19 protein-coding genes and 1 tRNA gene are annotated in these 20,178 nt (G+C 65.2%); 9 read left to right on the forward strand and 11 right to left on the reverse strand.

Annotated elements, in window-relative coordinates; genetic code table 11:
* A partial coding sequence (locus tag AvAM_RS25775) for a hypothetical protein (protein WP_212742250.1) occupies positions 1 to 296 on the forward strand: 296 nt, incomplete at its 5' end.
* On the opposite strand, the gene AvAM_RS02810 is transcribed toward AvAM_RS25775, so the two are convergent.
* From AvAM_RS02810 to cysS, 7 genes are all read right to left on the reverse strand, one after another.
* Positions 264 to 356: transfer RNA gene (locus AvAM_RS02810), tRNA-Ser, on the reverse strand. The genes AvAM_RS25775 and AvAM_RS02810 overlap by 33 nt on opposite strands.
* Entirely contained in the window at positions 318 to 887 is a 570-nt protein-coding gene (locus tag AvAM_RS02815) for an ACT domain-containing protein (protein WP_137745655.1), read from the reverse strand. Before AvAM_RS02815 ends, AvAM_RS02810 begins: the two co-directional genes overlap by 39 nt.
* Positions 888 to 1,008: 121 nt before the next feature.
* Positions 1,009 to 1,959 (reverse strand): tRNA lysidine(34) synthetase TilS, encoded by a 951-nt coding sequence (gene tilS, locus AvAM_RS02820; protein WP_137745656.1) that lies wholly within the window; start codon positions 1,957 to 1,959, stop codon positions 1,009 to 1,011.
* 141 nt (positions 1,960 to 2,100) lie between these two features.
* The gene (locus AvAM_RS02825) at positions 2,101 to 3,951 is read right to left on the reverse strand and encodes a methyl-accepting chemotaxis protein (protein ID WP_137745657.1); all 1,851 of its coding nucleotides are present in this window, start codon (positions 3,949 to 3,951) and stop codon (positions 2,101 to 2,103) included.
* Positions 3,952 to 4,183: 232 nt separating this feature from the next.
* Positions 4,184 to 5,161 (reverse strand): acetyl-CoA carboxylase carboxyltransferase subunit alpha, encoded by a 978-nt coding sequence (locus AvAM_RS02830; RefSeq protein ID WP_137745658.1) that lies wholly within the window; start codon positions 5,159 to 5,161, stop codon positions 4,184 to 4,186.
* A 99-nt stretch (positions 5,162 to 5,260) separates the two neighbouring features.
* Positions 5,261 to 5,935, reverse strand: coding sequence for a DNA-3-methyladenine glycosylase (locus tag AvAM_RS02835; protein WP_171012119.1), 675 nt, complete (start codon positions 5,933 to 5,935; stop codon positions 5,261 to 5,263).
* Positions 5,936 to 5,982: 47 nt separating this feature from the next.
* Positions 5,983 to 7,392, reverse strand: a complete 1,410-nt coding sequence (gene cysS / locus AvAM_RS02840; protein ID WP_137745659.1) for a cysteine--tRNA ligase — start codon at positions 7,390 to 7,392, stop codon at positions 5,983 to 5,985.
* 226 nt (positions 7,393 to 7,618) lie between these two features.
* On the opposite strand from cysS, the gene AvAM_RS02845 reads away from it, so the two are divergent.
* The 8 genes from AvAM_RS02845 to AvAM_RS02880 all read left to right on the forward strand — a co-directional run bounded on the left by AvAM_RS02845 (position 7,619) and on the right by AvAM_RS02880 (position 14,752).
* A complete protein-coding gene (locus AvAM_RS02845) occupies positions 7,619 to 8,689 on the forward strand; it encodes a tetratricopeptide repeat protein (protein WP_137745660.1) in 1,071 nt (356 codons plus the stop codon).
* Positions 8,690 to 8,764: 75 nt separating this feature from the next.
* Positions 8,765 to 10,054: a L,D-transpeptidase family protein gene (locus tag AvAM_RS02850; protein WP_137745661.1), complete on the forward strand. Its 1,290-nt coding sequence runs from the start codon at positions 8,765 to 8,767 to the stop codon at positions 10,052 to 10,054.
* Positions 10,051 to 10,632, forward strand: coding sequence for a peptidylprolyl isomerase (locus tag AvAM_RS02855; RefSeq protein WP_137745662.1), 582 nt, complete (start codon positions 10,051 to 10,053; stop codon positions 10,630 to 10,632). Before AvAM_RS02850 ends, AvAM_RS02855 begins: the two co-directional genes overlap by 4 nt.
* A gap of 22 nt (positions 10,633 to 10,654) precedes the next feature.
* Positions 10,655 to 11,182: a peptidylprolyl isomerase gene (locus tag AvAM_RS02860; protein WP_137745663.1), complete on the forward strand. Its 528-nt coding sequence runs from the start codon at positions 10,655 to 10,657 to the stop codon at positions 11,180 to 11,182.
* A 36-nt stretch (positions 11,183 to 11,218) separates the two neighbouring features.
* A complete protein-coding gene (locus AvAM_RS02865; protein ID WP_137745664.1) occupies positions 11,219 to 11,995 on the forward strand; it encodes a UDP-2,3-diacylglucosamine diphosphatase in 777 nt (258 codons plus the stop codon).
* A gap of 49 nt (positions 11,996 to 12,044) precedes the next feature.
* Positions 12,045 to 12,875, forward strand: coding sequence for a zinc-dependent peptidase (locus tag AvAM_RS02870; RefSeq protein ID WP_137745665.1), 831 nt, complete (start codon positions 12,045 to 12,047; stop codon positions 12,873 to 12,875).
* Between the two features lie 147 nt (positions 12,876 to 13,022).
* Entirely contained in the window at positions 13,023 to 13,700 is a 678-nt protein-coding gene (locus AvAM_RS02875) for a transcriptional regulator (RefSeq protein ID WP_137745666.1), read from the forward strand.
* Between the two features lie 77 nt (positions 13,701 to 13,777).
* On the forward strand, positions 13,778 to 14,752 hold the full coding sequence (locus AvAM_RS02880; RefSeq protein WP_137745667.1) for a threo-3-hydroxy-L-aspartate ammonia-lyase: 975 nt from the start codon (positions 13,778 to 13,780) through the stop codon (positions 14,750 to 14,752).
* 42 nt (positions 14,753 to 14,794) lie between these two features.
* Here AvAM_RS02880 and AvAM_RS02885 read toward each other — a convergent pair whose 3' ends face one another.
* The 4 genes from AvAM_RS02885 to mdeB all read right to left on the reverse strand — a co-directional run bounded on the left by AvAM_RS02885 (position 14,795) and on the right by mdeB (position 20,080).
* Entirely contained in the window at positions 14,795 to 15,028 is a 234-nt protein-coding gene (locus AvAM_RS02885; RefSeq protein WP_137745668.1) for a hypothetical protein, read from the reverse strand.
* A 146-nt stretch (positions 15,029 to 15,174) separates the two neighbouring features.
* A complete protein-coding gene (locus AvAM_RS02890; RefSeq protein WP_171012120.1) occupies positions 15,175 to 16,011 on the reverse strand; it encodes an autotransporter-associated beta strand repeat-containing protein in 837 nt (278 codons plus the stop codon).
* On the reverse strand, positions 16,008 to 17,156 hold the full coding sequence (locus AvAM_RS25580; protein WP_171012121.1) for a hypothetical protein: 1,149 nt from the start codon (positions 17,154 to 17,156) through the stop codon (positions 16,008 to 16,010). The genes AvAM_RS02890 and AvAM_RS25580 overlap by 4 nt, the downstream gene beginning before the upstream one ends.
* A 284-nt stretch (positions 17,157 to 17,440) precedes the next feature.
* Positions 17,441 to 20,080 (reverse strand): alpha-ketoglutarate dehydrogenase, encoded by a 2,640-nt coding sequence (gene mdeB / locus AvAM_RS02905; RefSeq protein ID WP_137745672.1) that lies wholly within the window; start codon positions 20,078 to 20,080, stop codon positions 17,441 to 17,443.
* Between the last annotated feature and the right edge of the window lie 98 nt (positions 20,081 to 20,178).

Below are 20,178 nucleotides of genomic sequence, written 5' to 3' on the forward strand. Positions count from 1 at the left end.
GCGATCTCGCTGAGAGAGAGTTGGTCGCGCAGCCTCATGCGCCTGACCTTGCCAATCATGTCCATGGTGATCACCTTGAATCCCTGCTGAAATTCTCAGCAGGTCAGTGGAACACCCTGGTCAATATTGGATTGGCACTTTGCGGTTTAGCTGGTCAAGATTGCATCGGCACTAACACCTGGCCAATGGCACTGATGATTGGTAGGTTGAATGGTAGATACAAACAAAAAAGCGCCCCGGAGGGCGCATTTTTGCTTACTTACTGGCGGAAACGGAGGGATTCGAACCCTCGATGAGGCTCTACACCCCATACTCCCTTAGCAGGGGAGCACCTTCGGCCACTCGGTCACGTTTCCAATCCCGCTATTATGCCTCATTTCGGAGGTGGTTCCGGCGGCTTGGGCGGGCTGCGGATCCAGTCCGAAGGCCCTGTACAGGGTGTGCAGGGCCTGTGCCAGCTGCGTTTCGTCGATCAACACGGAGGTGCAGGCCTCGGCAGTGGAGACCATCTGCGCCTGGATGCCATCTTCGCGGAGTGCACCAAACAGCTTGCTGGCCGTGCCCACCTGGCTGTGCGTGCCAGTGCCAGCAATGCTGATTTTGCAAACACCGGTATCGGCCACAACGTCCCGCGCACCCAGTGCGGGAAGCACCTGGACCCTCAGCAGCTCCACGGTGCGCGCGCTATCGTTACGGCGCACGGTGAAGCTGAGATCGGTCTTGCCGTCCTTGCCCGTGTTCTGGACGACCACGTCCGCCTCGATGTGCGCCCTGGCCATCGTGCCCAGAATATGGCTGGCGAGACCGGGCTGGCTCGGCACACCGAGCACGGAGACCTTGGCCTGGTCGCGGTTGACGGCAAGGCTGGATGCGGCGGCTGGTTCCATTTCAGTGTTCCTCAAAGTTTCTGGCGGCCTGGGTGTGCAGTTTGCTGCACAGCCGCCCCCATCCCCTGTGGCAGGCTGCTTGTGGCGCACGACTGTGATGCATGCAAAAAGGGCGGCCCCGCTAGGGACTGGACCAATCCAGTCGAAGGCCGGAGCGCACCACAAAACCACGCCCCACCTTGATGTGGATCTGGTGACCCCGTGTGGTGCAGGCCTGGATTTGGTCAAGCAGTTCACCCAATTGCGCCGCTGCGGGTGTGGTGTGGTGGGCATGCCGCAGCCAGTGGCGCAACACGTTGGCCTGCCGCGCACGGCTGAGCCCTTGCAGGGCCTTGATCTGCGGAGGGACGCCCACCAGGGCCAGGTCCTGCTGCGCCAGTTCGTCCAGCAATTCGGCAGCCTGGGCGGCGTTGTCGGCCGAGCGCGCGAAGGTGTCACGAAAGGACGGGAATGCTGCGTCCAGTGCAGGCAGCAGCTGCGCCCGGATGCGGTTGCGCGTGAAGCGTTCATCGGTGTTGGTGGGGTCTTCCACCCAGGCTTGGCCCTGCGCGCTCAGCCAGCGGCGCACTTCTGCCCCCGCCACCTGGAGCAGTGGCCGGTGCCAGACCAGGCCCGCCCGCTCCCAGCGTGCAGGCATCGCGGCCAGGCCCGCCACGCCAGCCCCGCGCGACAAGGCCAGCAGCAGGGTTTCGGCCTGGTCATCCGCATGCTGCGCCAATGCTATTGATTTGATAGCATTATTTTGAATATGGTCGTGCGCAAAGGCCTCAAAAGCTTGGTATCTCGCCTGCCGGGCCGCATCTTCCGGGCTCTGGCCCGGGGCGTGGCGGGCGTCGAGCCGATGCACCACCAGCGGCACATCCAGCCGCTGGCAGAGCGCGATGCAATGCTGCTCAAAACCATCGGCCGCCGCCTGCAGGCCATGGTGCACATGGATGGCCCGCACCTGGCCGGGCCAGCGCCGGGCACAGGCCAGCAGCAGCGCGGTGGAGTCCGCGCCCCCGCTCAGCCCCACTGCCAGCGGGAGCACAGGCGCGAAGGATTGGATGGCCGCCTCGAAGGACTGGGTCATGCCAGCGGCTTCCGCAATGGGCAAAGGCCTGGGCACGGGCCGGAGGCAGGATCAACAAGGCGGACGAGGCGGCAGGGCATGGGCGCCGATTATCGCGGGCGGCACTGGCCTCATCAGCTACCGCCCACACGCACGCGAGCCTCAACCGGCGGGCGCAGACAGGCGTGGTGCAGAGTGCGACGCATCGGTGGACAGGCGGAAGGTGCCCACCACTTCAGACAGCCGCACCGACTGGTCTTTGAGGCTCTGCGCGGCTGCAGCGCTTTCTTCGACCAGCGCGGCATTTTGCTGGGTCATCTGGTCGAGTTGCGCCACGGCCTGGCCGACTTCGTTGATGCTGGTGCTCTGCTCGTTGGTGGACGCAGTGATCTCGGCCATGATGTCCGTGACACGCTGCACCGAGGTGACGATGTCGTTCATGGTGGTGCCCGCGTCGTGCACCAGGCGCGAGCCGTTCTCAACCTGCTCCACTGAGGTGTTGATCAGCGTCTTGATCTCGCGCGCGGCCTCAGCGCTACGCTGGGCCAGACTGCGCACCTCGCCCGCCACCACGGCAAAACCCCGGCCCTGCTCACCTGCGCGCGCCGCCTCCACGGCCGCATTCAGCGCCAGGATGTTGGTCTGGAAGGCGATGCCGTCGATGACGCCGATGATGTCGTTGATCTTGCGTGATGCGGCATTGATCTGGTCCATGGTGGTGACCACATTGCCCACCACCTGGCCACCATGCCGCGCCACATTCGACGCCTGGGCCACCAGCTGGTTGGCTTGGCGGGCGGAGTCGGCGTTGTGGCGCACGGTTTCGGTGAGCTGCTGCATGGAGGCCGATGTCTCCTGCAGACTCGATGCCGTGAGCTCGGTGCGCCCGCTCAGGTCATGGTTGCCGGTGGCGATCTCTTCAGCCGCCACGCGCACCGAGCTGCTGGCATCGCGGATCTGCGCCAGCACTCCCGAGAGCTTGCCCGCAAAGCTGTTGAAACTGGCGGCGATCTGGGCCAGTTCGTCCTCGCCCTGCGCATCAATCCGGCGCGAAAGATCACCATCGCCCGCGCCGATCTCGTGCATGGCGTCGCGCACCTGGGTGAGGCGGCGCAGCCGCTGCGACAGGATGCCGGCGAGCACCACCAGCGCCACCAGCAGCACCACAATGCCTGCGCCCAACGACACCTGCAGCATGGTGCTGATGGCCTGCAGCGCCTCGCCCCGGTCGAGCGCAATGGCCAGCAGCCAGGGTGTGCCGGTGACTGGTGCCACCGTGAGCAGCATGGCGCGGCCCTGCAGATCCATCGCGTTGAGGTCGGCACGTTTGGCCATGTCGGCCAGTGCAGCGGCGGTGAGTGCAGGGGCCACGTCGGTGGCGGGCTTCAGGGCCAGCTTGACCTCGGGGTGGGCAATGATGTTGCCGTCGCCACCCACCAGAAAGGCATAGCTCGATGGTGTGGGCTTGATAGAGGCCACATTGGCCACCACCGCCGCCAGCGAAACATCGCCCGCCATCACGGCCTTGACGGTGCCGCCTTCGCGCGCCGCCTTGGCAAAGGTCACCACCAGCCCCGCGCCCCCGGCGTCGGCATAAGGCGCCGTCAGCACCGAGGCATCGGCCCCGGCCGCCTGCTTGTACCAAGGGCGTGCGGTGGGGTCGTAGTCGGGCGGCAGGTTCTGCTTTTCGGAGAACACCGTGCGCTTGTCGGCATAGCCGAAATAAGTGGTGTGGAAGTTGCCCGCCTTGGCCAGCATATTGAGCGGCTTGGCGGCGTCGGCATCGTCAAGCGCAGCCGCCGCAGACTCAACGACCTGGGCCTTGCTGCGCGCCCAGTCGCGCAAGGCCTCAATGTGGCTGTGGGCCAGGGCCTGCGACTGCGCCGTGAGGGAGGCGTAGGCCTGGGATCGTGCGGTGAGGTAGTTGGCCACGGTCAGGGCAATCAGCCCGGCCACCAGGCAACCCACCGATACCAGAAGGATCTGGCCCTTGAGAGTCTTCAGAAGCGACATTGAGCACCCCTTGGTCCACCCGCACGGGCGGCGTCGAACCATGTTACATCCGGTATCACGGTGCGCGCCAGTGGGGGTTACCGCGAAGAGGTGAGCTGTTCGCTCTTGAAACGCCTGTGAAACGCGTGCAAAAGCCCCGGATCAGTCCACAAAAACAACAACGGCCCCGAAGGGCCGTTGTGCAGTGCAGCAGTGCAGTGTCTTGAGCAGGGTCAAAACGCCCTGTGCCATCTCAGCGGCTGTCGGCCTTGGTGTCGCCGAAGCGGCCGTAGCTTTGCAGGCGTTCGTAGCGGCGGTCCAGCAGGTCTTTGGTCTTGAGGTCAGCCACCTGACGGAAGGCGTCGCCCAGCGCGCGCTTGAGGAAGGCGGCCATCTGCTTGTGGTCACGGTGGGCGCCGCCCACAGGCTCGCTCACGATCTTGTCCACCAAGCCCAGGGCCTTCAGGCGGTGGGCAGTGATGCCCAGCGCGTCGGCGGCCTCCTGGGCCTTGTCGCTGGTCTTCCAGAGGATGGACGCGCAGCCTTCGGGGCTGATCACGGAGTAGATGGCGTACTGCAGCATCACGACCTGGTCGGCCACGCTGATGGCCAGCGCGCCACCCGAGCCGCCTTCGCCAATGATGGTGGTGATGATGGGCACTTCGAGCTGCGCCATCTCGAAAATGTTGCGGCCGATAGCCTCCGACTGGCCGCGCTCCTCAGCATCGATACCAGGATAGGCGCCGGGCGTGTCCACAAACGTGAACACAGGCAGCTTGAACTTCTCGGCCGTCTTCATGAGGCGCAGGGCCTTGCGGTAGCCCTCGGGCTTGCTCATGCCGAAGTTGCGCATGGCGCGCTCCTTCGTGTCACGGCCCTTCTGGTGGCCGATGACCATGCAGGCATGGCCATTGAAGCGCGCCAGGCCGCCCACGATGGACTGGTCGTCTGCATAGTGGCGGTCGCCATGCAGCTCCACGAAGTCGGTGAAGATGTCGCGCACGTAGTCGAGCGTGTAGGGGCGCTCGGGGTGGCGGGCAATCTTGGTGATCTGCCAAGGACTCAGCTCGCTGTAGATGTCCTTGGTGAGCTGCTGGCTCTTCTTGCTGAGCTGATCGATCTCTTCCGAGATATCGACGGCGCTCTCGGTCTGCACGTAGCGCAGTTCTTCAATTTTGGATTCCAGCTCTGCGATGGGCTGCTCGAAATCCAGAAAGGTCTTTTTCGCCAACGTTGTTCTCCTTGGGGCTCGCGCCGGGCGGCTGCCACGATGAATGGCACGCACTGTAACCGACGGTTAACGATTTTTTGTCAAACGCGTCAGAGGGCGTCAGTAAGCAACCGGCTGCGGGTCGAGCGACCGCCAAATATACCAAGTCGCCACACTGCACCAGGGCTTCCAGGCCTCAGCCACTTCGCGGGCATCGCTGCGGCTGACCGGGTCACCCGAGAAGTAATTCTGGCTGATGCCGGTGATCAACCCCGGATCGTCCAGGGGCAATACATTGGGCCGCATCAAATAGAAGATCAAAAACATCTCGGCCGTCCAGCGGCCAATGCCACGAATAGCCACCAGCTCGGCAATGATGGCCTCGTCGTCCATCGCCGCCCAGTCCTTCACGTGGAGCTTGCCGCTCTCGAAGTGCATGGCCAGGTCCACCAGGTAGTCCACCTTGCGGGCGGACAGGCCTGCGGCACGCATGTCGTCGATCTTGAGCTTGAGCACGCTGGCGGGCTTCATGCCACGCGGCAGCAGCGCCACCAGACGCTCCCACACGGCCTGGGCAGCCGTCACCGACACCTGCTGGCCCACGATGGAGCGCGCCAGAGTGATGAACGGGTCGCCCTTGGTCCGCAGCGCAGCGTCGCCAAACTGTGGGATCAGGCGCTTCATCACCCGGTCTTTTTTCACCAGGTGCTTGCAGGCCTCGGCCCAGTAGTCGGGCGTGGCCAGCACCAGCGGCGGCGCCACAGCGTCGCCCGCTATCTTTTTAGAAGCTGCCACGGCTTACCCCATGCGCCGAAGCGGCATTTTTTGCATCAAACAATGGCTCACTGGGCGGCTTCCCATGTCGTGCCTGCTGCCGAGTCCTTGAGCACGATGCCTTGCGCCAGCAGTGCTTGGCGGATGCGGTCGGCCTCGGCAAAGTTCTTGGCGGCCTTGGCGGCAGCGCGGGCGGCAATCTGCGCCTGGATGTCGGCTTCGTTCACGCCAGCGCCAGCTTGCAGGAAAGCCTTGGGGTCGCCTTGCAGAACCCCCAGGCAACCGCCCAGGGCCTTGAGCAGCCCTGCCAGCTCAGCCGAGCGGGTCTTGTTGACCTCACCCGCCAGCTCGAACAGCACAGCCACGGCCTCGGGCGTGCCAAAGTCCTCGTCCATGGCGGCCTTGAAGCGGGCGGCGTAGTGATTGCTCCAGTCGATGGCCGCCACTTCGGCGGGGGCAACCAGGCTCAGCGCCGTGTACAGGCGCTTCAAGGCCTGGCGCGCGTCGTCCAGGTGGGCATCGCTGTAGTTCAGGGCACTGCGGTAGTGGGCGCGCACCATGAAGAAACGCAGCGTCTCTGCGTCGTAACTCTTGAGCACGTCGCGGATGGTGAAGAAGTTGCCCAGGCTCTTGGACATCTTCTCGTTGTCCACGCGCACGAAGCCGTTGTGCACCCAGAACTTTGCCAGGGGCTTGCCGGTGGCGCCTTCGCTCTGGGCGATCTCGTTTTCGTGGTGGGGGAACTGCAGGTCCGCACCGCCGCCGTGGATATCAAAGGTCTCGCCCAGCGTCGCACCGCACATGGCCGAGCACTCGATGTGCCAGCCGGGGCGGCCCGAGCCGAAAGCGCTGTCCCACTTGGCCTCGGGCGGCTCCTCGGGCTTGGAGGCTTTCCACAGCACGAAGTCGAGCGGGTCTTCCTTGCCATCGAGCACGGCCACGCCACCCTGCGGGCGCGAGCCCTGCAGTTCGCGCGTGCCGGCGCGCAGCTCGTCCAGCGACTTGCCCGAGAGCTTGCCGTAGCCATCGAACTTGCGCACCGAGTAGTTCACGTCGCCGTTGCCCGCGCGGTAGGCAAGGCCCTTGCCTTCCAGCTGGCCGATGAGCGAGAGCATCTGGGGCACGTATTCGGTCGCGCGCGGTTCCACGGTGGGTGGCTCGATGCCCAGCAGGCCGATGTCCTGGTGCATCGCGGCAATCATCTCGTCAGTGAGCTGGCGGATGGTGATACCCCGCTCCAGCGCGCGTTTGATGATCTTGTCGTCGATGTCAGTGATGTTGCGCACATAGGTGACGCGGTAACCGCTGCTTTTGAGCCAGCGCTGCACCACATCAAACGCCATCATCATGCGGGCGTGGCCGATGTGGCACAGGTCATAGATGGTCATGCCGCACACATACATGCGCACATGGCCAGGTTCGAGCGGGGAAAAGTCCTCCAATGCACGCGACAGCGTGTTGTAGATGCGCAAACTCATGGGATTTCAGTCACGGGGAAGAGGTGGTTGGGTGAAGAGATTCACCCGGCAGCAAAGGGTCTGGAACAGGTTTTCAGAGCCCTTAGCGGGGGTTGGCCCGGCAAGGGGCCTCCAGTGAAATCACCCGCGGCAACAGCGTTCCGTCATGACAACCCCCTCAGCTACAATCCGCCGCAGTATAAGCCCCCCGCCCCGGCGGGCCGCTGCCCAACACCCCGGAATCCCCATGAAGCCAGTCCTCCGCACCCTTCCACAACTCCTGCGCCTGGTGGCGCTGACCGCGCTGCTGGGCGCTGGCGTGGCCCATGCCGAGGACTACTCCGACATCACACAGTTGCTGAAAACCGGCAAGGCCGCCGAAGCCCTGGTCAAGGCCGATCAGCGTCTGGCCGCCACCCCGCGCGACCCCCAATTGCGCTTCCTGCGTGGCGTGGCGCAGGCCGACAGCGGCAAGCAGGGCGAGGCCATCACCACCTTCACCAAGCTGACGGAAGAGTACCCCGAGCTGCCCGAACCCTACAACAACCTGGCCGTGCTCTACGCCAACCAGAACCAGCTGGACAAGGCCCGCACAGCGCTGGAAATGGCGATCCGCACCAACCCCAGCTACGCCACCGCGCACGAAAACCTGGGCGACATCTACGCCAAGCTGGCCAGCCAGGCCTACAACAAGGCCTTGCAGCTCGATGCCACCAGCGCCAACTCGGTCAAACCCAAACTGGCCCTGATCCGCGAGTTGTTCTCTGCCGATGCGGCCAGCAAGTCCGGCCGCCCTGCGGCGGCAGCCCCTACCCCCGCCGTGGTGACCACCCAGCGCCCCGCACCGGCCGCAGCGCCTGCAGCACCCGCCCCCGCAGTGGCTGCCGCGCCTGCGCCAGCACCAGCCGCCGCGCCGGCTGCTGCGGCACCGGCCCCCACGCCCGCACCGGCCCCAGCCCCTGCCGCCGCCAGCGACGCATCCACCCAGGCCGTCACGGCCGCCGTGCAGGCCTGGGCCGCCGCCTGGGCCGCCAAGGACATGAAGAGCTACCTGGGTGCCTACGACAAGTCCTTTGACCCACCAGGCAACCAGAACCGCTCTGCCTGGGAAAAAGAGCGTGAAGCGCGCATCGTGGGCAAGTCCAAGATCAGCGTGAAGCTGTCCGACATCGCCGTGTCGGTCCAGGGCGACAAGGCGACGGCCCGCTTTCGCCAGGCCTACAGTGCCGATGCACTCAACGTGACCAGCCGCAAGACCCTGGATCTGGTGAACAGCAACGGCCGCTGGACCATCGTTCGCGAATCCACAGGCGGTTGACCGTGAACCCCGACGCGGCGCCTGCGCCTCTTGCGCGGGCTTTTTTTTTGCCCTGACCCGATCCTGATGCCGCGCATGTCTGTGCCTTTGTCCGCACCAGGCCGCCTGGCGGCTACCGTCGTCCTGTGCCTGGCGGGCCTTTTGCTGGCCTCCCCCGCCATGTCCCAGGGCGATAAGGAAAAGAAGAGGCGGCGTGCGGCTCCCTCCGCAGCGCCGCCTGTCTCGGCAGAAGCCCTGCGCGACGGCCAGGCCGAGGCCCGCCTGATGGCGGTGTACAAGCTTGTGGGCGAAGGCCGGGGCCGCGAAGCCCTGGCGCAGGCCGAAAGCCTGGCGCGCGACTACCCCAACTTCCAGCTGGCGCAACTGGCCGTGGGCGATTTGCTGATGTCACGCACGCGCCCCATCCGCCACCTGGGCGACGTGGCACCCGAACCCGACTCAGCCCGCAGCATTCAGGCTGCCGCCACGCTCACCGAGCTGCGCACCGAATCCCGCCAGCGGGTGGACGCGCAGCGCAGCCGCCCGCCTGACAACAGCATTCCAGCCCAGTTCCTGGAGCTATCGCCCCGTTCGCGCCACGCCATCGCGGTGGACGCCTCACGCTCGCGCCTTTACCTGTTCGAGAACACCCCCAAGGGCCTGCAGCTGGTGGCCGACTACTACGCCTCTGTGGGCAAGCTCGGCATCGAAAAAGAGGTGGAGGGCGATCAGCGCACGCCACTCGGGGTGTACTTCATCACCAGCCGCCTGGATCCCGCCACGCTCAAGGATTTCTACGGCGCGGGCGCCCTGCCCATCAACTACCCCAACCCCCTGGACCAGAGCCGGGGCAAGACAGGCAGCGGCATCTGGCTGCATGGCACGCCACCCGACCAGTTTTCACGTGCGCCGCTGGCCACCGATGGCTGCCTGGTGCTGGCCAACCCCGACCTGGAACGCATCCTGCGCACCGTGGAGACACGCTCCACACCCGTGGTCATTGCACGCCAGCTGCAGTGGGTGCAACCCCACAGCGTGGCGGCCGAACGCAAGTCGTTCGAAGCCGTGCTCAATGCCTGGCGCACAGCCAAGACCGAGGGCGACATGAAGCGCCTGCTGAGCTTTTATGCCCCCAACTTCCAGAGCTACCGCAAGAAGCCCCTGGACGAATGGAGCCAGGTGCTGCAGGCCGAGGCACGCGCGCTCAAGGGCCGGGAACTCCAGCTCAAGGACAAGTCTTACCTGCGCTGGACAGACTCGGCCGACACCATGGTGGTAACGTTCGGCGAAGTCGCCGAAGGCGCCCGCACCGGCCCCACAAAGCGCCAGTACTGGACGCGGCGCGGCCAACATTGGCAGATATTTTTCGAAGGAGTGATTGGATGATTTCCAGAAGAAATTCGACCCTTGCGCTTGCCAGCATTGCCCTGGCAGCTATTTTTTCGGTAGCACCTGTCCAGGCGCAAGATGCCCCCAAGGTCAAGCTGGCCACGTCGATGGGTGACATCGTGGTGCAGCTCGACGCCGCCAAGGCGCCCAAGACGGTCGAGAACTTCCTGGCCTACGTGAACAGCAAGCACTACGACGGCACGGTGTTCCACCGCGTGATCGACGGCTTCATGATCCAGGGCGGCGGCTTCACAGCCGACATGCAGCAAAAGCCCACCAAGGCCCCCATCGCACTCGAAGCCAAGAACGGCCTCAAGAACGACACCTACACCATCGCCATGGCCCGCACGGGCAACCCCGACTCGGCCACCTCGCAGTTCTTCATCAACGTGAAGGACAACGCCATGCTCAACGCCCCCAGCCCCGACGGCCACGGCTATGCCGTGTTTGGCAAGGTGGTTGAAGGCACTGCCGTGGTGGACAAGATCAAGGCCGTGGCCACCGGCAACAAGGGCCCACACCAGAACGTGCCCACCACCCCCGTCACCATCACTTCCGCCACCGTGGTGAAGTGAATTTTTTGAAGAAAGCACTGCAATGAGCAATCCACAAGTCGAACTCCACGTGACCATCAACGTGGCTGAAACCGCCACCCAGGGCGTGATCACCATCGAACTGGACGCCGTGAACGCGCCCAAGTCCACGGCCAACTTCCTGAGCTATGTGAACAGCGGCTTCTACAGCGGCACCGTGTTCCACCGCGTGATCAAGAACTTCATGGTCCAGGGCGGTGGCATGACGGCCGACATGAAACAAAAGGAAACCCAGGCTCCGATCGAAAACGAAGCCAAGAACGGCCTGAAGAACGACAAGTACACCCTGGCCATGGCCCGCACTGGCGACCCCCACAGCGCCACGGCCCAGTTCTTCATCAACACGGTGGACAACGCCTTCCTGAACCACACCTCTCCCACCGCACAAGGCTGGGGCTATGCCGTGTTTGGCAAGGTCGTGAAGGGCCAGGACGTGGTGGACGCCATCAAGGCCGTGCGCACCACGCGCAAGGGCTACCACGATGACGTGCCATTCGACGCTGTCGTGATTGACAAGGCCGTGGCCCTGTAAGTCCACAGCCTGGTTCGGGCCTTGACTGCAGCCCCGTTGACGACCGTGCCCCCGTTCGAGGAGCTTGCCGCTCCATCGCACTGGCGCACGGTCGAATTCATTTCGGACTTGCATCTGCAGGCCAGCGAGCCCGCCACCGTGGTGGCCTGGCAGCACTATCTGCAGACCACCCAGGCCGATGCCCTCTTCATCCTGGGCGACCTGTTCGAGGTGTGGGTGGGCGATGACGCCCTGCAGGAGCCCGGCAGCTTCGAGGCCACATGCTGCGCCACCCTGCAGGCCGCCGCGCAGCGCCTGCCGGTGTACTTCATGCACGGCAACCGCGACTTTCTGGCCGGCCCGGCCTTCCTGACTCATTGCGGCATCACTGGCCTGGCCGACCCTACCGTGCTGGTGTTTGGTGGCCAACGTTGGGTGCTCAGCCATGGCGACCTGCTGTGCCTGGATGACGTGGACTACCAGCGTTTCCGGGTGCAAGCGCGCAGCGCTGAATGGCAGCAGCAGTTCCTGGCCCAGCCCCTGGCCACACGCCGCGCACAGGCGCGCGGCATACGGCAGGAGAGCGAGGCGCGCAAACAATCCGGCGCCACCTATGCCGATGTGGACGGCCCCGCCGCCACCGCCTGGCTGCAGGCTGCGGGCGCACACACCCTGGTCCATGGCCACACCCACAAGCCTGCCAGCCATCCACTCGCCCCGGGCCTGCAGCGCGTGGTGCTCAGCGACTGGGACGCCGCCGCATTGCCCCCCCGCGTGGAAACACTGCGTTTGTCCGGCGCGGGCTTGGAACGGGTCGCACTGGCCCCCACGTAGATGCGATCCTGAACTGCGCGGGGCGTTACCTCCCTGCTGTCTGATCGCCATGCCCCCTTTCCTCAACCGGCTCTGGCGCCATGTGCGCTCCACCGTGGCCCCCGTGCCCGACATCTCGGCCACGCTGTGGCTGCAGACGCTGCAGCGCTACCCGTTTCTGGCGGCGCTGTCGTTGCACGACCAATCCAAGCTGCGCGCGCTCAGTGCCCTCTTCCTGCACCACAAGGAGTTCCACGGCGCCCACGGCCTGGTGGTGACCGACGCCATGGCCATCGACATTGCGGCCCAGGCCTGCCTGCCCCTGCTGCATTGGGGCGACCCCGCCAAGGCCCTCGCCTGGTACGACGATTTTGTCGGCATCGTGCTCCACCCCGGCGAAGCCGTGGCCCGCCGCAAGACCGTGGACGAAGCCGGCGTGGTGCATGAACACACCCAGGTGCTGCTGGGCGAAGCCATGGAGCGCGGCCCCATCATGCTGAGCTGGGAGCATGTGGCCAACGCCACCGAAAACACCGCGCGCGGCCACAACGTGGTGGTGCACGAGTTCGTGCACAAACTCGACATGAAAAGCGGCGAGCCGAATGGCTGCCCGCCCCTGCCTGCCGGCTTCATGGGCGCACGCACCGGCCGTGCGGCGTATGAAGCCTGGTGGAACACCTGGGAACCCGCCTACCAGGACTTCCGCGAAGCCGTCATCAAGGCCGAGCGCTTCGGCGCAGAACGCCCTTGGCTGGACGCCTATGGCGCCACCTCGCCCTCCGAGTTCTTCGCCGTGGCCTGCGAGGCGTACTTTGTGAACCGTGCAAGGTTTGCGCTGGAATTTCCGGGGCTGATGCCGGTGCTGGACACCTTCTTCCAGCGCCCCGCCCACGCGGGCTGACAGGGTTGCCACAGGGGGGAGAGCAAAGCGCCCCTCCAGCATGCACCGGAACCCCGATACCCGGGCACTGTGGACTTGGATGGACTGCTCACCAAGACAAAAAGTCCATATTTTGACAATTTATCCAATTTTGGATAAATTGCCACCATGCCTCAACACGCCCCGGCGCCAGCCCGTCCCCGCACCCGCCAGCGGACTCCAGCGCGCACGGCCGAACAAACAGCCCTGCTCGCCCAGATCGAACAGGTCGCCCAAGGCCTGGCCGCCACGTTCGCGCCGTTCTGCGAGGTGGTGGTGCACGACCTGCTGGACCCCAAGCACTCCATCCTGGCCATCCATAACAACCTGTCGGAGCGCATGGTGGGCGACCCCACCACCGAGATGGGGCTCACGCGCATCGCGGACCCGGACTATCCGCAGGTGGTCGCCAACTACGCCAACCAGTTCGCTGACGGCCGCCCGGCCAAGAGCACCTCGGTGGGCATCAAGGACGCATCGGGCCACTACATCGCCGCGCTGTGCCTGAACGTGGACCTCACCCTGTTTCGCAGCTTGCAGAGCGTGGTGGGCCAGTTCACCGCCACGGACGGCGACACGGGGCTCAAGGAATCGCTGGACCCCGCCGGGGCCGAAGCCATCCGCCAGCGCATCGACCAGTTCGCTGCCCGCCTGTCGTCGGCGCCACGCGCCCTCAAGGCGGCCGAGCGGCGCGCGCTGCTGCGCGAACTCAAAGCATCGGGCAGCCTGGAAGTGCGCCGTGCCATGGAGGTGGTGGCGCAGCACCTGGGCGTGTCGCGCGCCACGGTGTATGGCGACGTGAAATGACACGGCACCACAACACAGCCTTCGCACCCGACGCACCTGATGCATCTGACTTTTCCACTTTCCACCCGGACCTCACCATGACCTCTGCCCTCCCCGCCCTCCCCACCTATGACGACGTTGTGGCCGCCGCTGGCCGCATTGCGGGTGTGGCGCACCGCACGCCGGTGCTCACCTCGCGCACCATCAACGAAGAGTTTGGTGCCCAGGTGTTCTTCAAGTGCGAGAACCTGCAGCGCATGGGCGCATTCAAGTTCCGTGGGGCCTACAACGCGCTCGCAAAATTCAGCCCTGCGCAGCGCAAGGCCGGAGTGGTCGCGTTCTCGTCGGGCAACCACGCACAGGGCATTGCGCTGGCCGCGCGCGAACTGGGCATCCCGGCCACCATCGTCATGCCGCAGGACGCACCCGCTGCCAAGGTGGCAGCCACACAGGGCTATGGAGCCACCGTGGTGTTCTACGACCGCTACACCCAAGACCGCGAGCAGATCACCCGCGACCTGGCACAGCAGAATGGCCTCACGCTGATTCCGCCCTACGACCATGCTGACGTGCTGGCCGGCCAGGGCACGGCCGCCAAAGAGCTGTTCGAGGAGGTCGGCCCGCTCGATGCATTTTTTGTCTGCCTGGGCGGCGGCGGGTTGCTGTCGGGCTCGGCCCTGGCCACGCGCGCGCTCTCGCCCCAGACCAAGCTCTATGGCGTGGAGCCCGCAGCGGGCAATGATGGACAGCAGTCGTTCCGCAGCGGCTCCATCGTGCACATCAACACCCCCACCACCATTGCCGACGGCGCGCAGACACAGCACCTGGGCAACATCACCTTCCCCATCATCCAGCGCGATGTGGACGACATCCTCACGGTGACGGACGAACAGCTGGTGGATGCCATGCGCTTTTTTGCCGAGCGCATGAAGTTGGTGGTGGAGCCCACCGGCTGCCTAGGGTTCGCCGCCGCGCGGGCCATGCAGAGCGAACTCAAGGGCCAGCGCGTGGGCGTGCTCATCAGCGGTGGCAACGTGGACTTGGCACGCTTTTGCGCCTTGCTGGCGCAGTAACGGAATAGCGGGCGCGGGCTCGCACCGCGAGCAACATACGCACTATGGCGACAGCGCCTGCTCCACCGCCTGCTTGGCCTCTTCCAGGCTGCTGAAGAAACGCGTGGGCTGGGGCATGGCCTTGGGGAGATGGGCGGGCGCGGGCCACAGGCGCTCATCCGTCCAGGCCGCCGTCCACCCGCCGATTTCTTTGCGCTTGACGGCGCAAACGGCCTGCCCGTCCATCAGCGCGGTCCAGGTGGTTGGCAGGTTGTTGTCCCAGCTTACATGTGCCATGGCGCCCTCCAGCGGTTGCTTGGTGCAATCCATTCTATGAAGCCGACCTGGGGCGGGCAATGTGCCCAACCCTATACATGTTCTGCGTGAGTCGAGCGCAAAAAGTGCGAATGCATATGGCCCAGCGCCGACCGGCTGTCGCAGTACTAAGACCGCCTGATGACGAAAGCCCCCCACCCCACCAATCCAAACGTCAACGCAAGCAGCATCCACGTGTTCAAGGTTGGCACCGGTGTCAGTGTGGCGCCTGCAGAAACAATCGTCACCTGCACGGAGGTGGGAGCCCCGAGAGGCAAGTAGGCGACGGAGTAGCTCGCTGGCGTTGCACCCGCAAAGGTGACTGACCCGAAGGTGCCCGTCACGGCGGACGCCGTGAGAATCGTGTAGGTGCCTGACTGATTGACGGTTGGCCCAAGGTCGATCTCCAAAGTACCCGCCAACTGTGCCGCCCCAGTTGCCGCGACAAGATCGCTGGCACCTCCCGCCGCCAGCTCCATCTTCAGCCGACTGGAAGCGTTCAACACAAGGCTTGCCGTATGGATCGTTCCAACCGAGTTCCCGGGCGCCAGGATTCCAGAATTGGTCAAGGCACCCGATACCGTCGCGTTGCCAGAAAGCGTGCCGCCCGCACCGATGACGGCGCTCCCAACCAAGCTGCCATTCAGATTGAGTGTCCCGCCATCGACCGCCGTGGTGCCTGAATACGTATTTGCCCCGCTGAGGTTCAGGGTCCCGGCACCGATCTTCTGAAGGCCACCCGTCCCGTTGGGCCCGTTGGTCTGATCCCCTGCGATGGGCGTTGCGATGCTGAGGGTATTGCTCAGATTGAATACGATCGACCCTTGCTCGCGCACGAAGATGTCCTGGCCCAGCGCCACGCCATCACCGGCGGATACATAGCCTGGATCAGCAGCATTGGTGGAAGCTCCTCCAACACCGGCGATGGCGGTGTTGCCAGAGATTTGCGTTGCATCCACGATCACGAGGGTGCTGCTTCCCTGAACGAAAATCGCGCCGCCCAGCCCAGAGCCGCCGCCACCGCCCCCAACGCCAGATGCATCGGATGCACCACTGCCCCCACCAGCACCGAATCCACCGCCGCCCGCGCCGGCAATAGAACCGCCGCCGCCTCCGGCTCCAAACCCTCCTTGCCCCCCCGCGCCGGCGATCCCGGCGCCGCCACCACCACCACCGAGGACACCCCCAGCACCGCCAGTGTTGTTTGACCCGCCCCCCCCCCGGCAGCGCCCACTCCCATCGCACCCGAAAATCCGGTTTCCGACGCAGCTCCGCCGCCACCACCACCTCCGAACAGGAGGTCCAGGCCAATCCCATTACCACCATTGCCCGGCACACCGCCGCCACCAGCCCCCGTCGCGGAAAACCCGTCCTGGCTGGCTCCGGCCCCGCCCCCGCCATTGCCCGCTGACTGGGCGCCTCCCACAAAGGCACCGGTTGGATTGGCGCTGCCACCTACACCACCGGGCACAACGGAATTGATGCCAGCGCCGCCGCCTCCTCCTCCAAAGTACACACCGGCACCGCCATTCACAGAAAGCGAAGACCCGCCATTGCCTCCATGGCTGTGGCCTCCGCCACCGCCGCCAGTGGACACGTTGAGCACCGCGCCACCTCCATTGCCACCGCCAAACCCTCCCCCGCCACCTCCGCCCGAATTTCCATTGTTATTCGCAAGGCCTCCATTGCCACCCCGGGCAACGTTGCTGATCAGGCTTGAGGCCGCCATGGTGACTGACGCACCGCCATGAACGTAAAGCGCACCACCGCCGCCCACGCCTCCGCCTCCGCCGGAATACCCATCACCACCGTCACCGCCCCTGGAAAGCGCGTTCTGAACCGTGACATTGCTGACAGAGACGGTGCCCGCCGCCACCTGAAAGGCCTGGTGGCTTCCAGCACCATTGATGGTGATGCCCGCCCCATTGATCGTGTAGTTTCTGACAATGGCTGGAAGCGACGACGTCAGAATGATTTGCTGCCCTGCAATGGCGGCGCAGTCGATGGTGTCACCGTCGGCTGCATTCAGTAGCCAATAAGGCAAGGTTCCGATCACCGAGGCATCGTCGGACGTGCTGTTGACGGTTCTCGTAGCGGCCTCTCCAACCATGGGCGCGGACGCCAGGAGTAAGAGGCTTATCGCTCTGAAGACAGGTGACCTATGACTCTGAATGGATCTCATGGTGAGGTCGCCCCATTGCTTCGAAAAGCACGTCATGCTGCCTGAATGCCCCGTGGGGCTGGCAGGCCGCGCGGGGGCTGTGTGCGGATGCACTGAGCGCGGCCGGTCCCTTCAAGGACTCAGTGCGCGCGGACCATCGTACATCAGGCTACGTTTTGAAACACTGACCCAATCGCCACCGTCGCGCACTCACCACGGCCCACGCGGGTGCATCACCCGCAGGTCGCCCGCGCCACCTGGGCAATGTTCTGCGCATCCACTCCGAATAAGTCGCGCAGCGCAGCACGCGTGTCGCTGCGCCCAAAGCCATCGGTACCCAGGGTTCTGTACCGCCTGCCTTCCGGCAGATAGGCCCGAACGCTTTCGGGCACGGCGCGCACGTAGTCGGTAGCGGCGACGATGGATCCTTGCGTGGCGGCCAGCACTTGCGCAAGCCACGGTGTGGCGCCACTGGCCTCGCACGCAATGCCGTCGCGGGCCAGTTCGCTCCAGCTGGTGACGCTGAGCACGGTCACATCCAGGCCTTCGCTGGCGAGTTGTTCTGCGGCCTTGACCACCTCGGTCAGGATGGCGCCGGAGCCCATCAGGGTGACGGAATTTTGAGAAGAAACAACGCCCCTCCGCGCGTCCACATTGCCCTGATAGCTCCTGAAAACATAGCATCCACGCAAGACCCCGTCTGCAGCGCCTGCGGGCAGGTCGGGCTGGGCGTAGTTCTCGTTCATCAGCGTGACGTAGTAGAAAACATCGCGCTGCTCGGTCACCATCTCGCGCATGCCGGCGTCGATGATCACGGCCATTTCGCCCGCATAGGCCGGGTCGTAGGCCTTGCAGTTGGGGATGGTGGCGGCCACGAGGTGGCTGGTGCCGTCCTGGTGCTGCAGGCCCTCGCCGCCCAGCGTGGTGCGGCCCGACGTGGCGCCCAGCAAGAAGCCACGCGCACGCTGGTCGGCCGCCGCCCAGATGGCATCGCCCACGCGCTGGAAACCGAACATGGAGTAATAGATGTAGAACGGCAGCATGGCCAGGCCGTGCACGCTGTAGCTGGTGGCGGCGGCCGTCCAGCTCGCAATCGCACCCGCTTCGCTGATGCCTTCTTCGAGGATTTGCCCATCCAGCGCTTCGCGGTAGCTCAGCACCGAGCCGATGTCTTCGGGCGCATAGCGCTGGCCCACGCTGCTGTAGATGCCGACCTGCTTGAACAGGTTGGCCATGCCGAAGGTGCGCGCCTCGTCGGCCACGATGGGCACGATGCGCGGGCCGAGCTGGGTGTCCTTCAAGAGCGTGCCGAGCATGCGCACAAAGGCCATGGTGGTGCTCATCTCCTTGCCATCGGCCTGCAGCGCAAACTGGGCGTAGCTGGCCAGGGGCGGCACGGGCAGCACATCGCAGGCCGTCTGGCGGCGCGGCAGGTAGCCGCCCAGCTGCTGGCGGTGGCGGCGCAGGTACTGCATCTCGGCGCTGTCTTCTGCTGGCTTGTAGAACGCCAGGCTGGTTGCCTGCTCGTCGGTGAGCGGCAGGTTGAAGCGGTTGCGAAATTCGATCAGGTCGGTGTCGTCCAGCTTCTTCTGGCTGTGCGTGGTCATCTTGCCCTGGCCGGCGGTGCCCATGCCGTAGCCCTTTTTGGTGTGGGCCAGGATCACCGTGGGCTGGCCCTCGTGGGCAGCGGCGGCAGCGTAGGCGGCGTGGATCTTCACCAGGTCGTGCCCGCCACGCTTGAGGCGATCGATCTGCTCGTCCGTCATGCCCTGGGCCAGGGCGGCCAGTTCGGGGTTCTGGCCGAAGAAGTTGTCGCGGTTGAAGCGGCCGTCCTTGGCGGCAAAGGTCTGCATCTGGCCGTCCACCGTGCCTTCCAGCGTGCGCACCAGCGCGCCGGTCAGGTCACGGGCGAACAGGCCGTCCCAGTCGCTGCCCCAGACCAGCTTGACCACGTTCCAGCCCGCGCCAGCAAACAAACGCTCCAGCTCGTCGATGATGCGGCCGTTGCCGCGCACCGGGCCGTCCAGGCGCTGCAGGTTGCAGTTGACCACCCAGACGAGGTTGTCGAGGCCTTCTCGCGCGGCCAGGGTCAGGGCGCTCATGCTCTCGGGCTCGTCCATCTCGCCGTCGCCAAACACGCCCCACACCTTGCGGCCCGTGCAGTTGAGCAGGTTGCGGTGCGTGAGGTAGCGCATGAAGCGCGCGTGGTAGATGCTGCTGATGGGGCCGATGCCCATGGAGCCGGTGGGGAACTGCCAGAAGTCCGGCATGAGCCAGGGGTGCGGGTAGCTCGACAGGCCCTGCGCGCCCGCGCCGGGAGCGGTGATTTCCTGCCGGTAATGCTGCAGGTCGTTCTCGGTGAAGTGCCCTTCCAGAAACGCCCGCGCATACACGCCGGGCGCGCTGTGCGGCTGAAAAAACACCAGATCGCCCCGGTGCTGGCCCTCGCCCACGCCTTCGCGCGCGCGGAAGAAATGGTTGAAACCGCTCTCGAACAGATCGGCCGCGCTGGCGTAGCTGGCGATGTGGCCGCCCAGCTCGCCATACGCCTGGTTGGCGCGCACCACCATGGCCAGCGCGTTCCAGCGCATGATGGACGCCAGCCGCTCTTCTACCGCCAGATCGCCCGGGAACGCAGGCTGCGCCTGGGCCGCCACGGTGTTCACATACGGCGTGTTGAGCTGCGGCTGCCAGCCCACGCGCTGGGTGCGGGCCAGGCGCACCAGCTCCTGCAGCACAAACCGCGCGCGCTCGGGGCCTTCGGTGGCCACCAAGGCCAGGAAGGCGTCGCGCCATTCGGCGGTCTCTTGCGGGTCAATGTCGGCCAGGGTGTCCTGGGGGCTGAGGAGGTGGGGGGGCAGTGGGGCGTTCATGGGAGCACACTGTAGAAGGGTTTTCCAAAAATAGGATGCCGAAACGCGCAGGCTTGGCGACTTCAAAAGCACAATATGCCGTATTAAAAAGAAATGAC

Origin of the sequence: Acidovorax sp. NB1 (genome assembly GCF_005405905.1) — a bacterium.
GTDB lineage: Bacteria > Pseudomonadota > Gammaproteobacteria > Burkholderiales > Burkholderiaceae_C > Acidovorax.

What these genes read in the sequence shown, in the direction of transcription:
- AvAM_RS02860 (WP_137745663.1), top strand. Translation starts at nt 10,655, where the DNA reads ATGAGCAATCCACAAGTCGAACTCCACGTGACCATCAACGTGGCTGAA.
- AvAM_RS02825 (WP_137745657.1), bottom strand. Translation starts at nt 3,951, where the DNA reads ATGTCGCTTCTGAAGACTCTCAAGGGCCAGATCCTTCTGGTATCGGTG.
- AvAM_RS02815 (WP_137745655.1), bottom strand. Translation starts at nt 887, where the DNA reads ATGGAACCAGCCGCCGCATCCAGCCTTGCCGTCAACCGCGACCAGGCC.
- AvAM_RS02855 (WP_137745662.1), top strand. Translation starts at nt 10,051, where the DNA reads ATGATTTCCAGAAGAAATTCGACCCTTGCGCTTGCCAGCATTGCCCTG.
- cysS (WP_137745659.1), bottom strand. Translation starts at nt 7,392, where the DNA reads ATGAGTTTGCGCATCTACAACACGCTGTCGCGTGCATTGGAGGACTTT.
- AvAM_RS02880 (WP_137745667.1), top strand. Translation starts at nt 13,778, where the DNA reads ATGACCTCTGCCCTCCCCGCCCTCCCCACCTATGACGACGTTGTGGCC.
- AvAM_RS02885 (WP_137745668.1), bottom strand. Translation starts at nt 15,028, where the DNA reads ATGGCACATGTAAGCTGGGACAACAACCTGCCAACCACCTGGACCGCG.
- AvAM_RS02875 (WP_137745666.1), top strand. Translation starts at nt 13,023, where the DNA reads ATGCCTCAACACGCCCCGGCGCCAGCCCGTCCCCGCACCCGCCAGCGG.
- AvAM_RS02845 (WP_137745660.1), top strand. Translation starts at nt 7,619, where the DNA reads ATGAAGCCAGTCCTCCGCACCCTTCCACAACTCCTGCGCCTGGTGGCG.
- mdeB (WP_137745672.1), bottom strand. Translation starts at nt 20,080, where the DNA reads ATGAACGCCCCACTGCCCCCCCACCTCCTCAGCCCCCAGGACACCCTG.
- AvAM_RS25580 (WP_171012121.1), bottom strand. Translation starts at nt 17,156, where the DNA reads ATGGTTGGAGAGGCCGCTACGAGAACCGTCAACAGCACGTCCGACGAT.
- AvAM_RS02850 (WP_137745661.1), top strand. Translation starts at nt 8,765, where the DNA reads ATGTCTGTGCCTTTGTCCGCACCAGGCCGCCTGGCGGCTACCGTCGTC.
- AvAM_RS02870 (WP_137745665.1), top strand. Translation starts at nt 12,045, where the DNA reads ATGCCCCCTTTCCTCAACCGGCTCTGGCGCCATGTGCGCTCCACCGTG.
- tilS (WP_137745656.1), bottom strand. Translation starts at nt 1,959, where the DNA reads ATGACCCAGTCCTTCGAGGCGGCCATCCAATCCTTCGCGCCTGTGCTC.